Source organism: Providencia sp. CIM-Carb-044 (assembly GCF_033901115.1).
Classification (GTDB): Bacteria; Pseudomonadota; Gammaproteobacteria; order Enterobacterales; family Enterobacteriaceae; genus Providencia; species Providencia hangzhouensis.
This window is the reverse complement of the sequence record NZ_JAXADV010000008.1, coordinates 80,945-97,321: the sequence shown is the minus strand read 5'-3', so window position 1 is coordinate 97,321 and position 16,377 is coordinate 80,945. Positions and strand designations below refer to the sequence as shown.

The following is a 16,377-nucleotide window of genomic DNA, read 5'->3' as shown; positions in this document are numbered from 1 at the left end:
AGTTTAATTTTTTAATTGAAAGGAAAAATATATGCAATTTACCAAATTAAATATTGCACCCTATTTATCAAAATCATCTCGGTTATTTATTTTTACTGCATTAATAGCTGGTATTTTTTCAACAAATTCTGCTGCCGACAACACAGGTACAGTTGATTTCGAAGGTGTCGTTGTTAGTACTCCTTGTAATATAGCGCAATCCTCACTAAAGCAAATTATTGATTTTGGACAATTATCTCGTCGAGCATTGGAAAATGGTCGCGTGGCTGAGGTGAAATTTAATATTGAATTTACTGGGTGTGATTTCACTGACTTTGATATTGATACAGCTGGAAAACCTATTGCTGTTAAATCAATGGAATTAGTGTTTACAGGGCAAAGCTATGCGGATGCAGCAAATACTTTACTTTCTACTTCTGCGGGTAATACCAACAATGTAGGAATTGGTATTGATGGATTTGAGTTTGGAAAAGCTAAAGATGTGCTTTCACGTATCATCAATAAAAAAGGAGATAACGTATTATCTTTCAAAGCGTTAGCAAAAGCTGTTGATACAACGAAAAGTGTATCGGAAGGTAAGTTCAGCGCAGTAACAAACTTTCGTATTACCTATCAATAACTAAATGGTTTAACCGCCAGAATTGACTGGTGGTTAAATATTGATTCGCTAGAGGGGGGGGCATGGTTAGTTATCAAAGGGTTATGAATATAATAGTCTTGTCGATAATGCTTATTTTTAGTATTCACTCATATGCAGACCCCAAAATTATTAAGCCCTACAACGTCAATGCAAGAACATTACTTAAAGGCAGTGTTATCGATGCGCCGTGTTCAATAACGTTGAAAAATCGCTATCAAACTATTGATTTTTCTTCTTTGGCTCTCGCTTTTTTGTCAAATAGCTTGCAAAGAGAAATGCATGATCAGCCTTTTATTATCGAGCTACAAGATTGTGGTAGTGCTTATTCAACCATTGACCTAAAAACATGGAAAATACGCTTTGTCGGCCAACGTGCGCAATATATTGATGCTTTTACGCTACAAGGTGCTTCCGAAGGGCTAGGCGTATCGGTATTAGACAATTCAAAAATACGATTACAGCCTAATAAGGTTTATTCATTATCTGACAATGTGTTGTATCAAGATAAATCAGGATACAGCCTTTTCCTTCGCTATTTCTTACGTTTGGAATTAACCGGACAGCCGATTCAAGCGGGCCGTTATTACGGGCTGATCCGCTTTTTCATCGATTACCAATAACACGCATGAAGAATATGTTTTTATGAGCTTCATTTTGAAGATGAACTCTTATTGCATTTAATCTGGTATAGCTAGGATGGTATAGAGCATGGTGTTCAAAACTAACGAAAAATTGAAGCTAGCTTGGCTCATTGCTTTTCTGTTACCGAGTTTTATAGGATGGAAAGCATTTGCAACTGAATTTAATACAGATGTTTTAGATGCAGATGATATGCAAAATATTGATATGAGCCAGTTTTCGGTAGCAGGGTATACGCTACCGGGGGATTATGTTTTTACTCTCTTTGTTAATGGGCAACGTTTAGGGGCACCCCGCAATATCTCCGTTTATGAAAATAAGCCTATTGCAGGCGAATCAACCCAAGCGACACAAACTATTTGTATTCCTCCTGATATCCTTGAGTTAATTGGGTTAAAGCGTTCTGCGATGGAGAAAGTGACACTTTCTCATAGTGGAAAATGCCTCGATTTTTCTGCGCTATCAGGCGTTCAAACAGCCATAGAGCTCAGCACCTTATCGCTGAAAATGACTATTCCGCAAATATGGATGGAATATCGCGACCCTTACTGGGTTCCTGCTAATTTATGGGAAGAAGGAATAGGTGGCGCATTTATTGATTACAATGCGAATATTTCTGCAACCAAAGAAACGAATAGTAATCGGCAAATCTATTTATCAAGTAATGGAATCACTGGGGTAAATTGGGGGGCTTGGCGCCTACGTGGTGATTACAGTACATCTTATCAGAAGCAACGGGGTGATTATCCTCAAGAAAAACATAACTTTGATTTTACTCGTCTTTATGCATTTACTTCATTGAAAGATAGTGCCTCAATCTTTACGTTGGGAGAAAATTATTTTTATTCGGATATCTTTGAATCTTGGCAATATACTGGTTTTTCTTTAGAAAGTGATGACCGCATGCTACCGCCTAAATTAGTGGGGTATGCACCTGAAATTATTGGTGTTGCAAATACTAATGCGATTGTAATTGTTCGCAGCCAAGAACGCATTATTTCTGAAACGGCAGTGCCTCCTGGACCATTTCGTATTCAAACACTTGATAGTGGGATCCGTGGTGTATTAGATGTGACTGTGCGTGAAGAAAATGGGGAGGAGAGCAAGTTTAGTCTTAGTACAGCTTCGTTACCTTATTTAACACGTCCCGGACGCGTTATTTATAAAGTCGCAATGGGAAAGACGCGTTATGACAATCGGCATTTGACAGGTGAGCCTGTTGTAAGTGGTGAATTATCATATGGTGTTTCAAATGCATGGTCATTATATGGAGGAACTCAACTTAATGGTTATTACCAAAGTGCAGCATTAGGGATCGGACGGGATCTTTTTTCAATAGGCGCGGTTTCTTTTGATATCACACAATCTTTTGCCGATTTTTCAGATAAAAGACGCCAAGGCCGCTCTTATCGCGTTAATTACGCAAAATCTTTCGATGAGCTACGCACAGATATTACCTTTGCAGGCTACCGTTTTGCCGACAAAGAGTACCGAACACTAACGCAATTTATGGATGAAGAGAGAATAGGTTATGGTACTCAGGCAGCAAAAGAAAATTATCAATTATATTTAAATAAATATTTTGATGATTTTAATATTTCTCTTAATTATCAATATAGTACTTATTGGCAGCACGACTCACAAACGCAATACGGTTTATACATTAATGCGCCTTTAAATTTTCCTCTTCTGTCCCAGAATGCCGCAAATTTATCATTATCAGCAACTCGTACTGAACGGGACAATGGCAATGAAGAAGATGCAATTAATCTCTATCTCACAGTACCATTATTCCGCGGTCATAGCATCACATTTTCTGAACTCTACTCACGGTCAGCGGGTAATAATCAATTTAATCATCAGGTTGGCTATAGTGGTTATGGGGAACAAGATAATTACAATATCAATGTTGGTTATAACCACGGCCAACATATTGATAATCAAGTGAGTTTGAGTGGCTTTTATTCACGAGATATCTCTCAAGCAAGTACATCTATAAATGCGAGCTATGTGCCTGATCAATACCACAGCATTGGCGGGTCAATCAATGGTGGGCTCACATTAACCTCGAAAGGGGCGGCACTGCACCGCTCAGCGCATGGTGATACACGACTTATGGTTGAAACCCCCGACGTGAGCGGTATTCCTCTCGATAATGGGGTGATTAAAACCAATGCATTTGGGTTGGCTGTTATTCCCAATGTGAATAGTTATCGAAAATCAACTGCTTCAATTAATACCAGCCAGTTACCCGATGATATCGAAAGCCTCGATCCCTCGACAGATATTACGTTAACCAAAGGTGCCATAGGCTATCGCAGCTTATCGGTGATGAAGGGGCATAAATTATTTGTTGTTTTTGCTTTGTCAGATGGAAAGCACCCACCTTTTGGCGCCAGTGTACGTAATAAAAATAACCAAGAAGTAGGGCTAGTGGGTGAAGGCGGTGTGACGTGGCTAGTGGGGGTATCACCTCAAGAAAAGTTGTCGTTGTATTGGAATAACCAGCCACAGTGCGAGTTATCTCTACCTGAAAAATTAAATGAGCTTACGGATTTGTTGTTGCTGCCATGTTCTTCAGCCAAAGCGGTCCGTTCAGTTTATTCATCATCAAGTAAATGATTGTGAGGCTAATTATGTGGAAGTTAGATATTTGTTATCAATGGATTGTGAGAGTACTGCTTGTCATACCTATATTATCATTTAATACCTACGCAGCAGTGACCCTGGATCGAACTCGGATTATTTTTCCTGGGGATGTGAAATCGATTAATATCAAGATAACTAATGATAACCCAGAAGAGGCGTATCTCGCACAAAGTTGGATTGAAGACCAACAAGGTAAGAAGCTAACAAAAGGAGCGTTATTGGCTACGCCGCCACTACAACGCGTAGAGCCGAATAGCCAAAGCTTAGTTCGCTTGAGTCTGACGCCTTTATTTAGTCAGTTACCGCAAGATAGGGAATCCGTATTTTATTTTAATTTGCGAGAAGTCCCGCCTAAATCTCATGATGCGAATACCTTACAAATTGCTTTGCAATCGCGAGTGAAGCTTTTTTATCGACCTCCGTCCATTTTAGCCAAGTCAGAAACAAACTGGGCACATAAGGTCACATTAATGAAAACGAATAAAGGGTATCAGCTCAATAATTCAACGCCTTTCAATTTGACGGTTATTGGCTTGGGTAATAACCAAAAACAGTCGGAACAAAGCCAATTTGAAGTGGTGATGGTGCCGCCTAAATCGACTCAAGAGTTTATTTCCCAGCCACTAACAAGACCTCATTTAACCTATATCAATGATTATGGCGGAAAACCGACTTTGGCTTTTCATTGCCAACAAGACGTTTGCACAGTGGTGGATGAACATTAGTTAGCTGAGGGGGATATACGCCTAGCATCAATAATAGAAGGAGTAATGCATTGATAAAGCATATGCTTATTGGTCTATTTTTCATCAGTGGCATGATAGGAGTGATGGCTTCAGCGAACGGACTTTTAAATCATACTGCGGTGAATGAATCACATTATGAAGATTTAAATAGTGGATGGTTAGAAGTGAGCGCTCGATTATTCAATTCGCCTTGCCACTTAAAAATATCAACCTCAGCGGTGATGTTGACTCAATGTGGCGCAGGCGGTGCATTTTCTGCGGATAAAACGCAAACAACGCCCGCACAAATACGCTTCTATGATGTGCAGAATGGAAATGTTACGGCCATAGAGAAAATGAATTTATTAAACGGTAATAATTTTATTCACCCACCTGTTTCAATGCATAAATCGAATTTATTACGGTTGGAGGTGGTTTATGAGTAAGGCCATTTTACTTTTAAGCCTTGTGGTTCCTATTTTTGGTTGGAGTAAGGAAAGCCTAGATGTGGAATTTAGTGGTATTTTAGTCAATAAAACCTGTCAGTTAGCGGCTGATTCCATCAATAAGCGGGTAAAAATTGAAAATATACGTTTGAAGTCGATTAATGACAATATTCCTAGTGATATCACACCATTTTTTATCACGATTGAAAAATGCAGCCAAGCCGACCTTAATAAGATGATTAAGATTACCTGGAAAAGCCCAAAACAAGTCACTGTAGAGGGAGGGAATTACCTTGGAACGGATGGAAGTAGTGGTGTACTGCTTGGTGTAGTTGATAAGCAAGGCGAGTTTGTTACTTGGGATAAATCGATTGAGGTAACACCTGTTACGGTTACAGGTGGAAGTCAGCAATTGGAATTTGGTGTATTTGTGCGTAAAAATCCGTTGAATGAAGCAAAAAAAGGGGTTTTCTCAAGCTCAGCGACTTTTTCATTGGAGTATGAGTAATGAATACAATCAATTGGTTATCTAAATTTGTTTTGTGTTTTTTATTCCTCCCATTTATGTCTAAGTCGGATGTTTTAATCGATGTGAGCGCAACGTTAGTCGACCCAGCCTGCCACCTGCGTAGCGAAGATAACAGTACACCGTTAAAAATCAATTTTGGGGTGATTAATATACCGCATAACTCTGATGATATTTCCCAATCCCATACATTTCCATTGTATTTAACTGGCTGTAATTGGAATAAATCACTCGGTATTATGATTAACCCCAAAAATAGTAACACTATGGTTTATCAAGGAAAAAGTATTTTATCCACTAGTACTGATGGCCTTGGCATTAATATCAATAATATAACTGGTGGTGTGGCTCATCCACTTGAAGTTAATCAAATTCAACAAATATTTCCAGAACAAATAGATGCCACTTTACAGCGAATTATTTTACAAGCTGAGCTCGTCAATACTCTACCAGCGAGCCAACTCCGTGCTGGAAAATTTAGTGCTATTGCCATGATTTCGGTCACTTACTATTAAGGCGGTAATATCGGTTATGTCTAATTTTCAAATCCTGTTTCAGGCGGTTTCCAGCTCTATGGTGAAAATACCATTTCCCTTATTTTTGAGGGGAGAGTGCTTTAAACAACCATCTAGCTTATTAATGTATTTTCTGGTGGCCATTCTTAGTTTGTATGGAATGAATGCTCATGCAGATTATGCATCTCGAATACAAAATTCCAATTCAGGTTATTCAATTCGGATCGATAGTAATAGTGTTATTGAACCCGTTGCACGAGTTGGTTCTGATGGCAAAAATTATTATCGTGTAGGAAACCCTATTGTTATTGATGGTAATAGTGCTCAAGTGAGTGTGTCTGGCTTGGTTGATTGTGTTGGGAGACGATGGGGGAGCAGCAATACAAGAATTCATTCATCACAGGCATTTCATCGTTTGTTTATGTATGTGGCTTCTGCGGGAGTCACGATTGATGGAAAAACAGCCTACCGGATCAATAACAATTTAGTGATGACGGTGGAAACTCCGATAATTAATTGGATAAATATTGATGCAGGAATGTGCTCATATGCTTATGTGGGGCTTGTTAGGGCTGCCCAAGAGTTTACCAGTCAATTTCCAGTTACTATTACATTTTTTATTAATGAGCAAATTATTGATGGAAAACTGGTTATTCCTGCAATGGATTTAGCGGGCTATGTTCGCGCTTTTACTGAGCCTAAAGCAGTGCCACCCTTTGATAGCTGGCCTTTATCTGACTCAACAGTGCCAATGCGTCTTGCCGCTTCTCAGTTAAATGTGAAAGCAATGTGCTCCACGCAAACGAGCTCTGGGCAGGCTAGCACAGTCAATTTGCGACACGGTCAATTAAGTAGTATTCATTACGATAGCTTGGTGACGGAAAGTATCAGATACACGTGCAAATTTGCTGCCTTAACGAAGGTAAGGTTACGGTTAGACTATGTGACAGATGGCGACCCACAAAAGCGCTTGCCAATGAAAGATGCTTCAAATAGAACGATTTACAGTAAGTTAGACATTGTGGATGAACAAACCGGCGCGACAGGTACAGATATTCGTGTGGGAATTCATTCAAATCGCACTATTTATATTCGTAGTCGTATTCAAGGAAATAATGCAGACGCAGGAAGTTATCAAGGGTCTGCATGGTTAATTGCCACATTTGACTAAATTGAATTTTTGAATGGTTAGGTGTTATCCACTAATTCTCTGAATAAAACTGGATGGACTTTGCCCTAACCATTTTTTAAACATGGTCGAAAAAGACCCAACGCTGCTGTAGCCTAAATCAAATGCGACCTCAGTAATGGATTTACCTGCAGAAATATGGGTAATCGCACTTAATAAGCAAGCTTGCTGCCGCCAGTCAGAGAAAGATAACCCCGTTTGAGCACCAAAAAAACGGCTAAATGAGCGCTCACTTTTATGTAGTTTTGCCGCCCACTCCTGTGGTAATGAGGTGATTTGTGGCGCTTTTAGGAATTCCCGACACAACTGGGCTAAATGTTCATCTCGTGGGATGGGGGCGTAGAAAGGCAGGGGCTCTGCTTGTGCAATTTCATACAAAATCAATTGGTACATCACACCATCACGACCATTTAAATCATATTCAATTGGGGTATCAACTGCTTCAAGCAATAGCTGACGAAGTAAGGGGGAAACCCTGAGTACTTCGCATTTGTTTCCCCTACGTGGAGCGGCTTTGGGCTCAATGTATAAGCTACGCGTACTGACATTCAACATGCGCGTTTCATGAGGTGTATTACAGGGGATCCAAACACCACTATCAGGCGGTATGACCCACTCGCCATCTGCGGTACTCACTTCAATCAAGCCTGTCGCACCATATAGAAACTGGGCACGGCGGTGAACGTGAGAATCAAGCAGCACGTTTGGTAAATAGTCTGTTCCGATAGCTAAAACATCACGCGGAGTTGCATCGACAGTTTTCAGAGGAATATTTCGCATAGGAATTTTTCTTGGCTGAGATTCAAAAGTTATTATCTATTTTCTGAATATAGGCAATTTTTATTGATATAACCACATGTTTTCCGTGGTTGGCTGAAATTCCAATGTGTTTGGCAGGTTTTCGAAAGTTGATAAACAGGGAAATGTTTACCCTATCGCGGCAACTTAATGTATGCCAGAGGTAGAGTTATCATGGAAAATTATTACGATCAGGCGGATAGTGAGAGTCTGATTGAACCCCTAACCCGTCGTCGGTTTATTCAAGGCAGCTCTGCACTCATGGCTGTCCCATTTATTGCGACAAACACTGTTGCATCAACAGCAGAAAACCCGAATATCATCCCAACCACAACGCTGCAAAATGAAGGCGAGCGAGTGGTCTCCACCTGCAGTAGTTTTGACTGTGGTGGCAAATGTGATATTCGAGTACACGTTAAAGAAGGCGTGGTGACACGAATTAGTACCCGTCCAGATGCCGATTTAGACGAAGAGATGCCCATCATGCGTGCTTGCGTGCGTGGCCGCAGTTACCGGAAGTTCGTTTATCACCCAAATCGCCTGAAATACCCAATGAAAAGAGTGGGCAAACGAGGGGAAGGGCGCTTTGAGCGAATTAGCTGGGAAGAAGCGACAACCTTGATTGCTGACAACATGCAGCGTATCAACGCCCAATATGGCCCTGCATCGCGCTTTGTTAGCCTCAGTACTGGGGTAACAGGGGGAATTTTCTCCGGTGCCAATATGTTGCGTCGGTTGTTTAATATCACGGGTGGTTTTCTGGAAAATTACCATTCAGTGAGCAACGGCAATACCATGGCGGTTACGCCTTATACCTATGGCACGTCAGCAAGTGGTAGCACGCTAGACACATTAGAAAATACGCCATTGGTGATCTTGTGGGGACATAACCCGAACGAAACCATTTTTGGTCACACGAATCATTATTTCCAAAAAATGAAAAAAAATGGCACTAAATTTATTGTTGTCGATCCACGTTACTCGGATACCGCGTCGTCATTAGCGGATCAGTGGATCCCCATTTTGCCGACAACAGATAATGCGATGATGGATGCCATGATGTATGTGATCATCAGCGAAGGCCTGCATGATCAATCTTTTATCGACAAATTCACTATTGGTTTTGATGAGCACCAGATGCCCGACGGCATCCCTGAAAATGAGTCATTAGTGGCATATTTAATGGGGAAAAAAGATGGTGTGGTGAAAACTCCTGAATGGGCAGAACCTATCACCAAAGTCCCCGCTGATACCATTCGTCAACTGGCTCGCGAATATGCCAATACAAAACCGGCGGCCTTAATGCAAGGTTGGGGGCCTCAACGTCACATCTGTGGTGAACGCTCCGCCAGAGGGGCCACGCTATTAGCCACAATTACCGGAAATGTAGGCGTAAAAGGGGGCTGGGCTGCGGGCTATGGAATGGCAGTGACCCCTGATTTACGTAAAACGTTAGCGGGCCCGAGCCTATTTGAAAACCCCGTTAAAGCGAAAATCAATATCACCAATTGGGTGCAAGCTTGTGAAGATAAAGCATTAGTTACGCCAGATAACGGTTTAAAAAACGCGGAAAAACTCGATACGGAAATCAAAATGATTTTTTCGTTAGCGGGTAACTATATGACTAACCAGAACCCCGACATTTTGCATGCTGCTAAAGTTCTGGAAGATGAAAGTAAAGTTGAGTTTATCGTTTACAGTGACTTATACATGACACCCAGCGCCAAGTATGCCGATATTTTATTGCCTGAAACCAGCTTCTTAGAACGCTGGAATGTGGGGGGAACATGGGGAACGGGCAACTACATTATTTTATCGGAAAAAGTGATTGAACCTGAGTTTGAGCGCCGTAGTGACTATGAGTGGTTGCGAGAGGTCGCTGAAAAACTCGGCGTTGGCGAGAAATTCAGTGAAGGGCGTACAGAAAAACAGTGGATTGAGTATTTAGTCAATGACGCTCATCAAAAACGCCCAGAAGATGGCATTCCAACTTTTGATGAGCTACTGGTTAAGCGTCGCCATTTGTTAAAACACAAACCGCATGTGGGCCATGTCGCCTTCGAAAAAAATATTAACGATATCGAGAATAACCCGTTTGAAACACCATCTGGAAAAATTGAGATTTTCTCTCAGCGTCTTTATGAACGCAATGATGTGGATATCCCTGCGTTATCCCATTATGTGCCTGCCATTGAAGGACCAGAAGATGAACTAGCTTCCCGCTATCCATTGCAATTAATCACTTGGAAAGGTCGTAATCGTGCCAATTCAACGCAATTTGCTAACCCGTGGCTACAAGAAGTGCAGCGCCAAGAGTTGTGGATCAACCCAATTGATGCCAAACGGCGAAATATCACGGATGGAGAGCGCGTCAAAGTGAATAACGACCGCGGTATCACTATGGTGCCCGTCAAAATCACCCAGCGGATTATGCCCGGAGTGGTGGCTTTACAAGCAGGAGCATGGTGGCAACCTGATGAAAATGGCGTTGACCAAGGTGGTTGCGCTAACGTTTTAACATCAGCCCGTAGCACAGCAATGGCACATGGAAATGCCCATCAAACCTTATTGGTGGAGGTAAGCAAAGCATGAGTAAATTTCACGTTTATCCCGCGATAAGCAGCAAACAGCTTGGTTTTTATATTGATTCTGCACGTTGCTCAGGTTGTAAAGCCTGTCAAGTTGCCTGTAAAGACAAAAATAATCTTGATGTGGGGCGCAAATATCGTCGCGTATACGAAGTCGCTGGCGGTGAGTTTATTGAAAATGGTACGGGAGGACTGGTGAATAACGTCTTTGCTTATACGTTATCCATTTCCTGCAACCACTGCGCCGACCCAATGTGTGTGAAAAACTGCCCGACAACGGCGATGCACAAGCGTGAAGGGGATGGCATCGTGATGGTCAATACAGACAAATGCGTAGGTTGTGGAACTTGCGCTTGGTCTTGCCCATATGGCGCACCGCAAATGAACCCTGAAACCAAACAAATGTCGAAATGTGATTTTTGCATCGACCTGCAACTAAAAGGGGAGCAACCCGTCTGCGTCGCCACATGCCCATTAGGGGCCATTCAGTTCGGCCCAATAGATGAACTCAGACAACGTTATGGCGAGCTGGCGGATGTCCGTGGGTTACCGGACTCATCGATTACGCATCCCAATTTAGTGATCCACCCACATCTTGGGGCTGGCCGCACTCAAAACTCACAAGGAGAAGCCAAATGAATGAGTGGCCATTGTTATTATTCACATTTTTAATGCAAACATCCATCGGGTTGAGTGTGATGTTAGCGCTTTTCGCAAAAAAATTATCAGCGGCTTTACCTCATAAAACGAATACACAATTTTTGCAGCAATACGTGTTTGTTGCCTGTGTATTTGCGGGGGTAGGTTTATTGTCTTCAATCACCCACTTAGGGGTTCCTTTGAATGCGCCTAATTCTTTGTTGAATATCTTTTCATCGTGGCTAAGCCGTGAAGTGGTTTTGACTGCGACCTATTTTGCTTTTCTTGGGCTGACTTTTTTGTGGCTATGGTTCAAAAAGGAATTGTCATTTCTGCTGCTTGGTTTGGCTATCATTGCTGGGTTATGTGATGTGTATGCCATGGCTTCAATTTATCGTTATACATCAATGTTAACGTGGATGAATGATAATACTTATTTGATGTTCTACGGCACGATGTTAACTGCGGGAGCTGCTGGGTATTATTTATTAATCAATTTGTTATTGTGTTTTCATGCAGGATCGCCAGCGGCTCAAGTCTCAACGCGTGGGTTATGGGTGCTATGGACGGTTATTGGCATTAGCTTATTAGCCCGTTTAGCTTATCAACCTGCCTATGAAAATTACTTAGTTAGCACGAGTTATCATAATGAATCGATTACATTTCCTATCGACTCTATTCATGCCTACCAAAGGATTTGGTCGCTGCGTATCACTAGCTGGGTAGTTGGAATACTGGCGGTGATTTTATTGGGATATGGATTATTTCGCCATATGCGACAAACCGCGAGTGGGGTTATGACTTCGAGCAGCAAAGGGTATTTAGTGGTGGGTTTTGCGGCTGCCATAATTGCTGAATTTATGCTGCGTTACTGTTTCTATACTATTCATCTGTAAATAAATAACAGTTTATCGCTTAGGAAATTATCTTTTTCATGATCCATTTTTCACACTATGCAGCAGCGTTTAATATCTTAGGCACTTGCTATTTATTTTCTCCAAATGATGATGCAAGCCATTATGCGATAAGTTTCTTCAAGCTAAATGACTTTGCATCTCAGTGGCCTTGTAAAATCAGTACTCAGCTTAGCGAACGCATCTCGGCATCGCTAAGCATCGAAATAGCGACGCTGCATACTCAGTGGACAAATTTATTTATTGGGCCTGAAGCATTACCTGCTCCGCCATGGGGCTCGGTATACCTCGACCCTGAAGGCGTATTACAGGGCTCTTCGACACTGGCGCTGAGCGAGTTTTTACAACGAGAGCGTTTAAAAATTCAGACGCGTTATCCAGAGCCTTCTGACCATGTTGGTTTAATGTTATTTCAAGCGGCAGTTTTGGCTTCACAAGTCAGGGAGGCAGCATTAAAAGAATTGCTAAATGACCATTTTGGGAGTTGGTTACCCCAGTTTTCTCAGCAATTAAATCGAACAACATGTAGCCCGTTTTATAACGCATTAACGGAATTAGCGCTGGTTACTGTAAAGTCATGTATATAATATTGTTCAGTATATTTGACTGTTTAATGGTTAATTAAACGTAATATTTGAATGGGTGAAAAGTTAACAAAATTTAATTAAATGAAAATTGATTTAGTTATAAGAAATGCAAATTAAAATGATTCTTACTTTACCTTTCTAAGCCATAATGCATTTTTAAGTCATACTACTTAATGATGTTTTTGGATATCCATAGGGGGTATAAAGTGGTCAATTTATTAAATCGTTTGTTGTCCCATGAAGATGCTGGCAGGTTGTTATTGCGTCTTTCCGTCGGTGGGCTCATGTTATTTCATGGTATGAGTAAATTAATGACAGGGGCGAGTGGTATTAAAGCGCTGCTAGCTTCTTATGGCTTACCTGAATTTATCGCTTATGGAACAATTTTAGGTGAAGTTGTTGCGCCTATTTTCATTATTTTAGGGATTTTAACTCGCCCATCTGCATTATTAGTTGCCTTCACTATGGTGATTGCATGGCTGATGATTGGGCTAGATAAAACATTCGTGCTTGATAAAACAGGCGCATGGGCGATTGAAAGTATCGTGTATTTCTTCTTGAGTGGTATTGCATTGGCATTTTTAGGTGCGGGTAAATATTCCATTATCAAAAACCCGAACTGGCGATAAATCCGTTTTTCTTTCGTGTTTGACATTGCCTTTGAAAAAAGACCATCAAAAATGTTCTGATGGTCTTTTTTTTTTGTCTAAAAAATGGTCGTTTCAAGATGAACGATATTTTTGAAATATTGCTAGTTTAAGCCATTTTAGCTATAATGGATATTCAAGCTACTTTATATTGTAGGTGATGTATGGAAACTATCTCAGCACAAGTTGCTAAAAATCAATTTGGTGATTTATTGATGAAAGTTCAACGTGCACCTGTTGAAATAAGCAAGCACGGTAAACGTGTTGCTGTTGTTATTTCTCCGGACGAATATGACCAGCTTATGCAATTAAAATTACAGAGCCTAAAAACGGTTTTGGCGGAGTCTATTGCACAAGCAGAACGCGGTGAATTTCATAGCATTGATGATGTATTTGCCCCGCTAACCATGGACGAACTTGAAAATAAGGCTTAAGGATGAGCGTTAGGTTTACTCATAAAGCAAGAGAGCATATCCGCTCAATCAAGCTTTATTCTATGCGTCGTTGGGGAGTTAATGTTGCCGAAGCTTATGCTAACTCATTACGAGTAACAATGACAGACATACTTGCCCGACAGCCATCCCTTGGTCGTGATCGTAGTGAAGATTTGTATTTGGGCGTCTTTAGCTTCCCTGTTGAAAGCCATATTATTTATTATCGAAAAGCGCTTGAAGGCATTGAAGTGCTGGCGGTATTACATCATACACAGGATCCAAACTCTCATTTATAAAAATCTAGGTGGCAATAAGCTTTATTGTTAATTATTTAATATTATTAAAGAAAAAGACCATCAAAAATGTTCTGATGGTCTTTTTTTAATCATGATAGTCAATTAGTTGCTAGCACAATTGTACGCAAGAACTCGTCTAATAATCGGCTGTCACGGCAAGCGGGCTCAGGAAATTGCATGCGTTCTGCATTGGCTATGACTTCCAGAACGAGCTTATCAATAGCTGGGCGCCTCGCACCATAATCACTTTCAACCGCTTGGTGCTTAATAACCAGCAATTCATCTATCTCTGCAAGTACCTTGTTATCGGTAACTGTGGCCGCGACTAATTCAGAAAATGCCATTGGTGGCATACTCTTGCTTACTTCTATCCAACGCAGGGCTAATATCGCACGCAGCAGATAAAGGTATTTTTTCAGTTTAACGCACTCACTTTTAAAGTCAGTATGTAAATTACGCTTACTTATTGATAAATAGTGATAGCGTGATTTTAATGGTGAATAAAATTGCGCAGCCAGTTGCTCCAGTTGAGTAAAAAATGCCTCATCCTTAAAATAAACAATGGGTGAATGCAACCACTCTATTAATGCAGGGTTTGAGTTACGCATTAATTTCAATGCCTTGGACAGTTCCCAACCCGACACATCTAGCTCATCATCAATCGGTTTTTCTATCACATCGCGTTTTTTATCCAGTGTTAGGTACCAATCAAGTTTGTGAACATAGATAAATCGAACATCATAGTCGCTGTCGCGGGAGGCAAAGCCCCAACCGCGACTTCCAGACTCACACGCAAATAATATTTTAACGTGATGAGTTTCTTCTATTTCTTTGAGTGTTTTACCTATCCGTTCTTTCATCAGCACGGATACACTTTCATGGTCAGTTTCCATGCTTTCTCCTGTTACTTTTTATCTTTAACCCTTCACACACACCACTTGGCGTAGGGTATGAACAATTTCTACTAATGATGATTGCGCAGCCATTACTGCGTCGATGTCTTTGTACGCCATCGGTATTTCGTCAATCACATCACTATCTTTTCGGCACTCAACATGGGCGGTCGCCATTTTTTGGTCGCTGACTGAGAAACGTTTTTTGGCCTCTGTTCGGCTCATTACACGGCCTGCACCGTGGCTACAGGAGCAAAAACTTTCTTCGTCACCTAAACCGCGCACGATAAAACTTTTGGCTCCCATAGACCCTGGAATGATCCCCATTTGGCCTTTTCGAGCCGACACGGCACCTTTTCGGGTTACCAGTACTTCTTCACCAAAGTGCTGCTCTTTTTGCACATAGTTATGATGGCAATTTACGGCTTCTTGCTCTGTGATAAACGGTTTTGGAATTTCGCGTGATAGTGCTTCCAGAACGCGGTGCATCATCACTTCACGGTTATGGCGAGCAAAGTCCTGCGCCCAACCTACCGCTTCCATATAGTCATTAAAATGCACGCTTCCTTCTTCGAAATACGCGAGGTCTCTATCCGGCAAATTGGCGATATGCTGTTGCATATCTTTTTGCGCTAATGTGATAAACAGATTACCAATCGCGTTTCCTACACCACGTGACCCGCTATGTAGCATTACCCACACGCGGTCTTGTTCATCCAAACACAGTTCAATAAAGTGGTTTCCCGTTCCCAATGTTCCTAAGTGGTTGTAATGATTGGTTCCACGCAGTTTTGGGTACTTATCACAGATACGTTTGAACTCTTCATCCAAGTGTGCCCAGTGGGTATCGACAATATCTGGTGTACGATGCCAAGCCCCTTTATCACGTCCATGTCGATGTGTAGTTCGACCGTGCGGAACCGCCGACTCAATAGCAAAACGGATGTTTTGCAAGCTATCCGGCAAATCCGATGCGGTTAAGGACGTTCGCACGGCAATCATTCCACAACCAATATCCACGCCGACTGCCGCAGGAATAATGGCCCCTTTGGTTGGTATCACACTTCCAATCGTCGAACCTTTCCCAACGTGTACATCAGGCATTACCGCAAGGTGCTTAAAAATAAACGGCATTTTAGCGGTGTTTTGTAGTTGTGTTACCGCTTTCGGGTCTACAGGCACGCCGTTGGTCCACATTTTTACCGGCACGCCATTTTCTTGAATTAATTGATTAAATTTATTGTTATTCATT

The 16,377-nt window shown here is 41.4% G+C and carries 18 protein-coding genes; 15 read left to right on the top strand and 3 right to left on the bottom strand.

From position 1 onward, the window contains the following. Positions 1 to 31: 31 nt before the first annotated feature. From SJ312_RS15940 to SJ312_RS15905, 8 genes are all read left to right on the top strand, one after another. Complete coding sequence (locus SJ312_RS15940) at positions 32 to 619, top strand: fimbrial protein (protein ID WP_153673210.1); 588 nt, start codon at positions 32 to 34, stop codon at positions 617 to 619. A 62-nt stretch (positions 620 to 681) separates the two neighbouring features. Continuing rightward, entirely contained in the window at positions 682 to 1,260 is a 579-nt protein-coding gene (locus tag SJ312_RS15935; RefSeq protein WP_096864581.1) for a fimbrial protein, read from the top strand. Between the two features lie 88 nt (positions 1,261 to 1,348). Beyond that, a complete protein-coding gene (locus tag SJ312_RS15930) occupies positions 1,349 to 3,901 on the top strand; it encodes a fimbria/pilus outer membrane usher protein (RefSeq protein WP_140172613.1) in 2,553 nt (850 codons plus the stop codon). A gap of 14 nt (positions 3,902 to 3,915) precedes the next feature. Further along, a complete protein-coding gene (locus SJ312_RS15925) occupies positions 3,916 to 4,653 on the top strand; it encodes a molecular chaperone (protein WP_226617120.1) in 738 nt (245 codons plus the stop codon). A 50-nt stretch (positions 4,654 to 4,703) separates the two neighbouring features. Next, entirely contained in the window at positions 4,704 to 5,099 is a 396-nt protein-coding gene (locus SJ312_RS15920) for a fimbrial protein (RefSeq protein WP_136134395.1), read from the top strand. Beyond that, complete coding sequence (locus SJ312_RS15915; protein ID WP_004261028.1) at positions 5,092 to 5,607, top strand: fimbrial protein; 516 nt, start codon at positions 5,092 to 5,094, stop codon at positions 5,605 to 5,607. Before SJ312_RS15920 ends, SJ312_RS15915 begins: the two co-directional genes overlap by 8 nt. Further along, entirely contained in the window at positions 5,607 to 6,140 is a 534-nt protein-coding gene (locus SJ312_RS15910) for a fimbrial protein (RefSeq protein WP_004261024.1), read from the top strand. The genes SJ312_RS15915 and SJ312_RS15910 overlap by 1 nt, the downstream gene beginning before the upstream one ends. A gap of 16 nt (positions 6,141 to 6,156) precedes the next feature. Continuing rightward, positions 6,157 to 7,311, top strand: coding sequence for an adhesin (locus SJ312_RS15905; protein ID WP_187710618.1), 1,155 nt, complete (start codon positions 6,157 to 6,159; stop codon positions 7,309 to 7,311). 24 nt (positions 7,312 to 7,335) lie between these two features. On the opposite strand, the gene SJ312_RS15900 is transcribed toward SJ312_RS15905, so the two are convergent. Further along, the gene (locus SJ312_RS15900; RefSeq protein WP_094961426.1) at positions 7,336 to 8,109 is read right to left on the bottom strand and encodes an AraC family transcriptional regulator; all 774 of its coding nucleotides are present in this window, start codon (positions 8,107 to 8,109) and stop codon (positions 7,336 to 7,338) included. A gap of 192 nt (positions 8,110 to 8,301) precedes the next feature. Between SJ312_RS15900 and SJ312_RS15895 the strand changes: the two genes are divergently transcribed. From SJ312_RS15895 to SJ312_RS15865, 7 genes are all read left to right on the top strand, one after another. Next, entirely contained in the window at positions 8,302 to 10,719 is a 2,418-nt protein-coding gene (locus SJ312_RS15895) for a DMSO/selenate family reductase complex A subunit (protein WP_319868075.1), read from the top strand. Then, on the top strand, positions 10,716 to 11,354 hold the full coding sequence (locus tag SJ312_RS15890) for a DMSO/selenate family reductase complex B subunit (RefSeq protein WP_110592493.1): 639 nt from the start codon (positions 10,716 to 10,718) through the stop codon (positions 11,352 to 11,354). The genes SJ312_RS15895 and SJ312_RS15890 overlap by 4 nt, the downstream gene beginning before the upstream one ends. Continuing rightward, complete coding sequence (locus tag SJ312_RS15885; protein ID WP_110592492.1) at positions 11,351 to 12,250, top strand: dimethyl sulfoxide reductase anchor subunit family protein; 900 nt, start codon at positions 11,351 to 11,353, stop codon at positions 12,248 to 12,250. Before SJ312_RS15890 ends, SJ312_RS15885 begins: the two co-directional genes overlap by 4 nt. A gap of 38 nt (positions 12,251 to 12,288) precedes the next feature. Continuing rightward, complete coding sequence (locus SJ312_RS15880; protein WP_004260986.1) at positions 12,289 to 12,855, top strand: molecular chaperone TorD family protein; 567 nt, start codon at positions 12,289 to 12,291, stop codon at positions 12,853 to 12,855. Between the two features lie 173 nt (positions 12,856 to 13,028). Then, complete coding sequence (locus SJ312_RS15875) at positions 13,029 to 13,484, top strand: DoxX family protein (protein WP_004260983.1); 456 nt, start codon at positions 13,029 to 13,031, stop codon at positions 13,482 to 13,484. A 182-nt stretch (positions 13,485 to 13,666) separates the two neighbouring features. Continuing rightward, on the top strand, positions 13,667 to 13,936 hold the full coding sequence (locus tag SJ312_RS15870) for a type II toxin-antitoxin system Phd/YefM family antitoxin (protein WP_110592491.1): 270 nt from the start codon (positions 13,667 to 13,669) through the stop codon (positions 13,934 to 13,936). Between the two features lie 2 nt (positions 13,937 to 13,938). Beyond that, complete coding sequence (locus SJ312_RS15865) at positions 13,939 to 14,232, top strand: type II toxin-antitoxin system RelE/ParE family toxin (RefSeq protein ID WP_110592490.1); 294 nt, start codon at positions 13,939 to 13,941, stop codon at positions 14,230 to 14,232. Between the two features lie 98 nt (positions 14,233 to 14,330). Here SJ312_RS15865 and SJ312_RS15860 read toward each other — a convergent pair whose 3' ends face one another. Both SJ312_RS15860 and SJ312_RS15855 read right to left on the bottom strand, forming a co-directional pair. Continuing rightward, entirely contained in the window at positions 14,331 to 15,125 is a 795-nt protein-coding gene (locus SJ312_RS15860; RefSeq protein WP_110592489.1) for a nucleotidyltransferase domain-containing protein, read from the bottom strand. Between the two features lie 24 nt (positions 15,126 to 15,149). After that, a complete protein-coding gene (locus tag SJ312_RS15855; RefSeq protein ID WP_110592488.1) occupies positions 15,150 to 16,376 on the bottom strand; it encodes an RtcB family protein in 1,227 nt (408 codons plus the stop codon). Position 16,377: the final 1 nt, after the last annotated feature.

What these genes read in the sequence shown, in the direction of transcription:
- SJ312_RS15880 (WP_004260986.1), top strand. Translation starts at nt 12,289, where the DNA reads ATGATCCATTTTTCACACTATGCAGCAGCGTTTAATATCTTAGGCACT.
- SJ312_RS15900 (WP_094961426.1), bottom strand. Translation starts at nt 8,109, where the DNA reads ATGCGAAATATTCCTCTGAAAACTGTCGATGCAACTCCGCGTGATGTT.
- SJ312_RS15935 (WP_096864581.1), top strand. Translation starts at nt 682, where the DNA reads ATGGTTAGTTATCAAAGGGTTATGAATATAATAGTCTTGTCGATAATG.
- SJ312_RS15930 (WP_140172613.1), top strand. Translation starts at nt 1,349, where the DNA reads ATGGTGTTCAAAACTAACGAAAAATTGAAGCTAGCTTGGCTCATTGCT.
- SJ312_RS15925 (WP_226617120.1), top strand. Translation starts at nt 3,916, where the DNA reads ATGTGGAAGTTAGATATTTGTTATCAATGGATTGTGAGAGTACTGCTT.
- SJ312_RS15855 (WP_110592488.1), bottom strand. Translation starts at nt 16,376, where the DNA reads ATGAATAACAATAAATTTAATCAATTAATTCAAGAAAATGGCGTGCCG.
- SJ312_RS15865 (WP_110592490.1), top strand. Translation starts at nt 13,939, where the DNA reads ATGAGCGTTAGGTTTACTCATAAAGCAAGAGAGCATATCCGCTCAATC.
- SJ312_RS15860 (WP_110592489.1), bottom strand. Translation starts at nt 15,125, where the DNA reads ATGGAAACTGACCATGAAAGTGTATCCGTGCTGATGAAAGAACGGATA.
- SJ312_RS15895 (WP_319868075.1), top strand. Translation starts at nt 8,302, where the DNA reads ATGGAAAATTATTACGATCAGGCGGATAGTGAGAGTCTGATTGAACCC.
- SJ312_RS15910 (WP_004261024.1), top strand. Translation starts at nt 5,607, where the DNA reads ATGAATACAATCAATTGGTTATCTAAATTTGTTTTGTGTTTTTTATTC.
- SJ312_RS15915 (WP_004261028.1), top strand. Translation starts at nt 5,092, where the DNA reads ATGAGTAAGGCCATTTTACTTTTAAGCCTTGTGGTTCCTATTTTTGGT.
- SJ312_RS15940 (WP_153673210.1), top strand. Translation starts at nt 32, where the DNA reads ATGCAATTTACCAAATTAAATATTGCACCCTATTTATCAAAATCATCT.
- SJ312_RS15885 (WP_110592492.1), top strand. Translation starts at nt 11,351, where the DNA reads ATGAATGAGTGGCCATTGTTATTATTCACATTTTTAATGCAAACATCC.
- SJ312_RS15875 (WP_004260983.1), top strand. Translation starts at nt 13,029, where the DNA reads ATGATGTTTTTGGATATCCATAGGGGGTATAAAGTGGTCAATTTATTA.
- SJ312_RS15905 (WP_187710618.1), top strand. Translation starts at nt 6,157, where the DNA reads ATGTCTAATTTTCAAATCCTGTTTCAGGCGGTTTCCAGCTCTATGGTG.
- SJ312_RS15890 (WP_110592493.1), top strand. Translation starts at nt 10,716, where the DNA reads ATGAGTAAATTTCACGTTTATCCCGCGATAAGCAGCAAACAGCTTGGT.
- SJ312_RS15870 (WP_110592491.1), top strand. Translation starts at nt 13,667, where the DNA reads ATGGAAACTATCTCAGCACAAGTTGCTAAAAATCAATTTGGTGATTTA.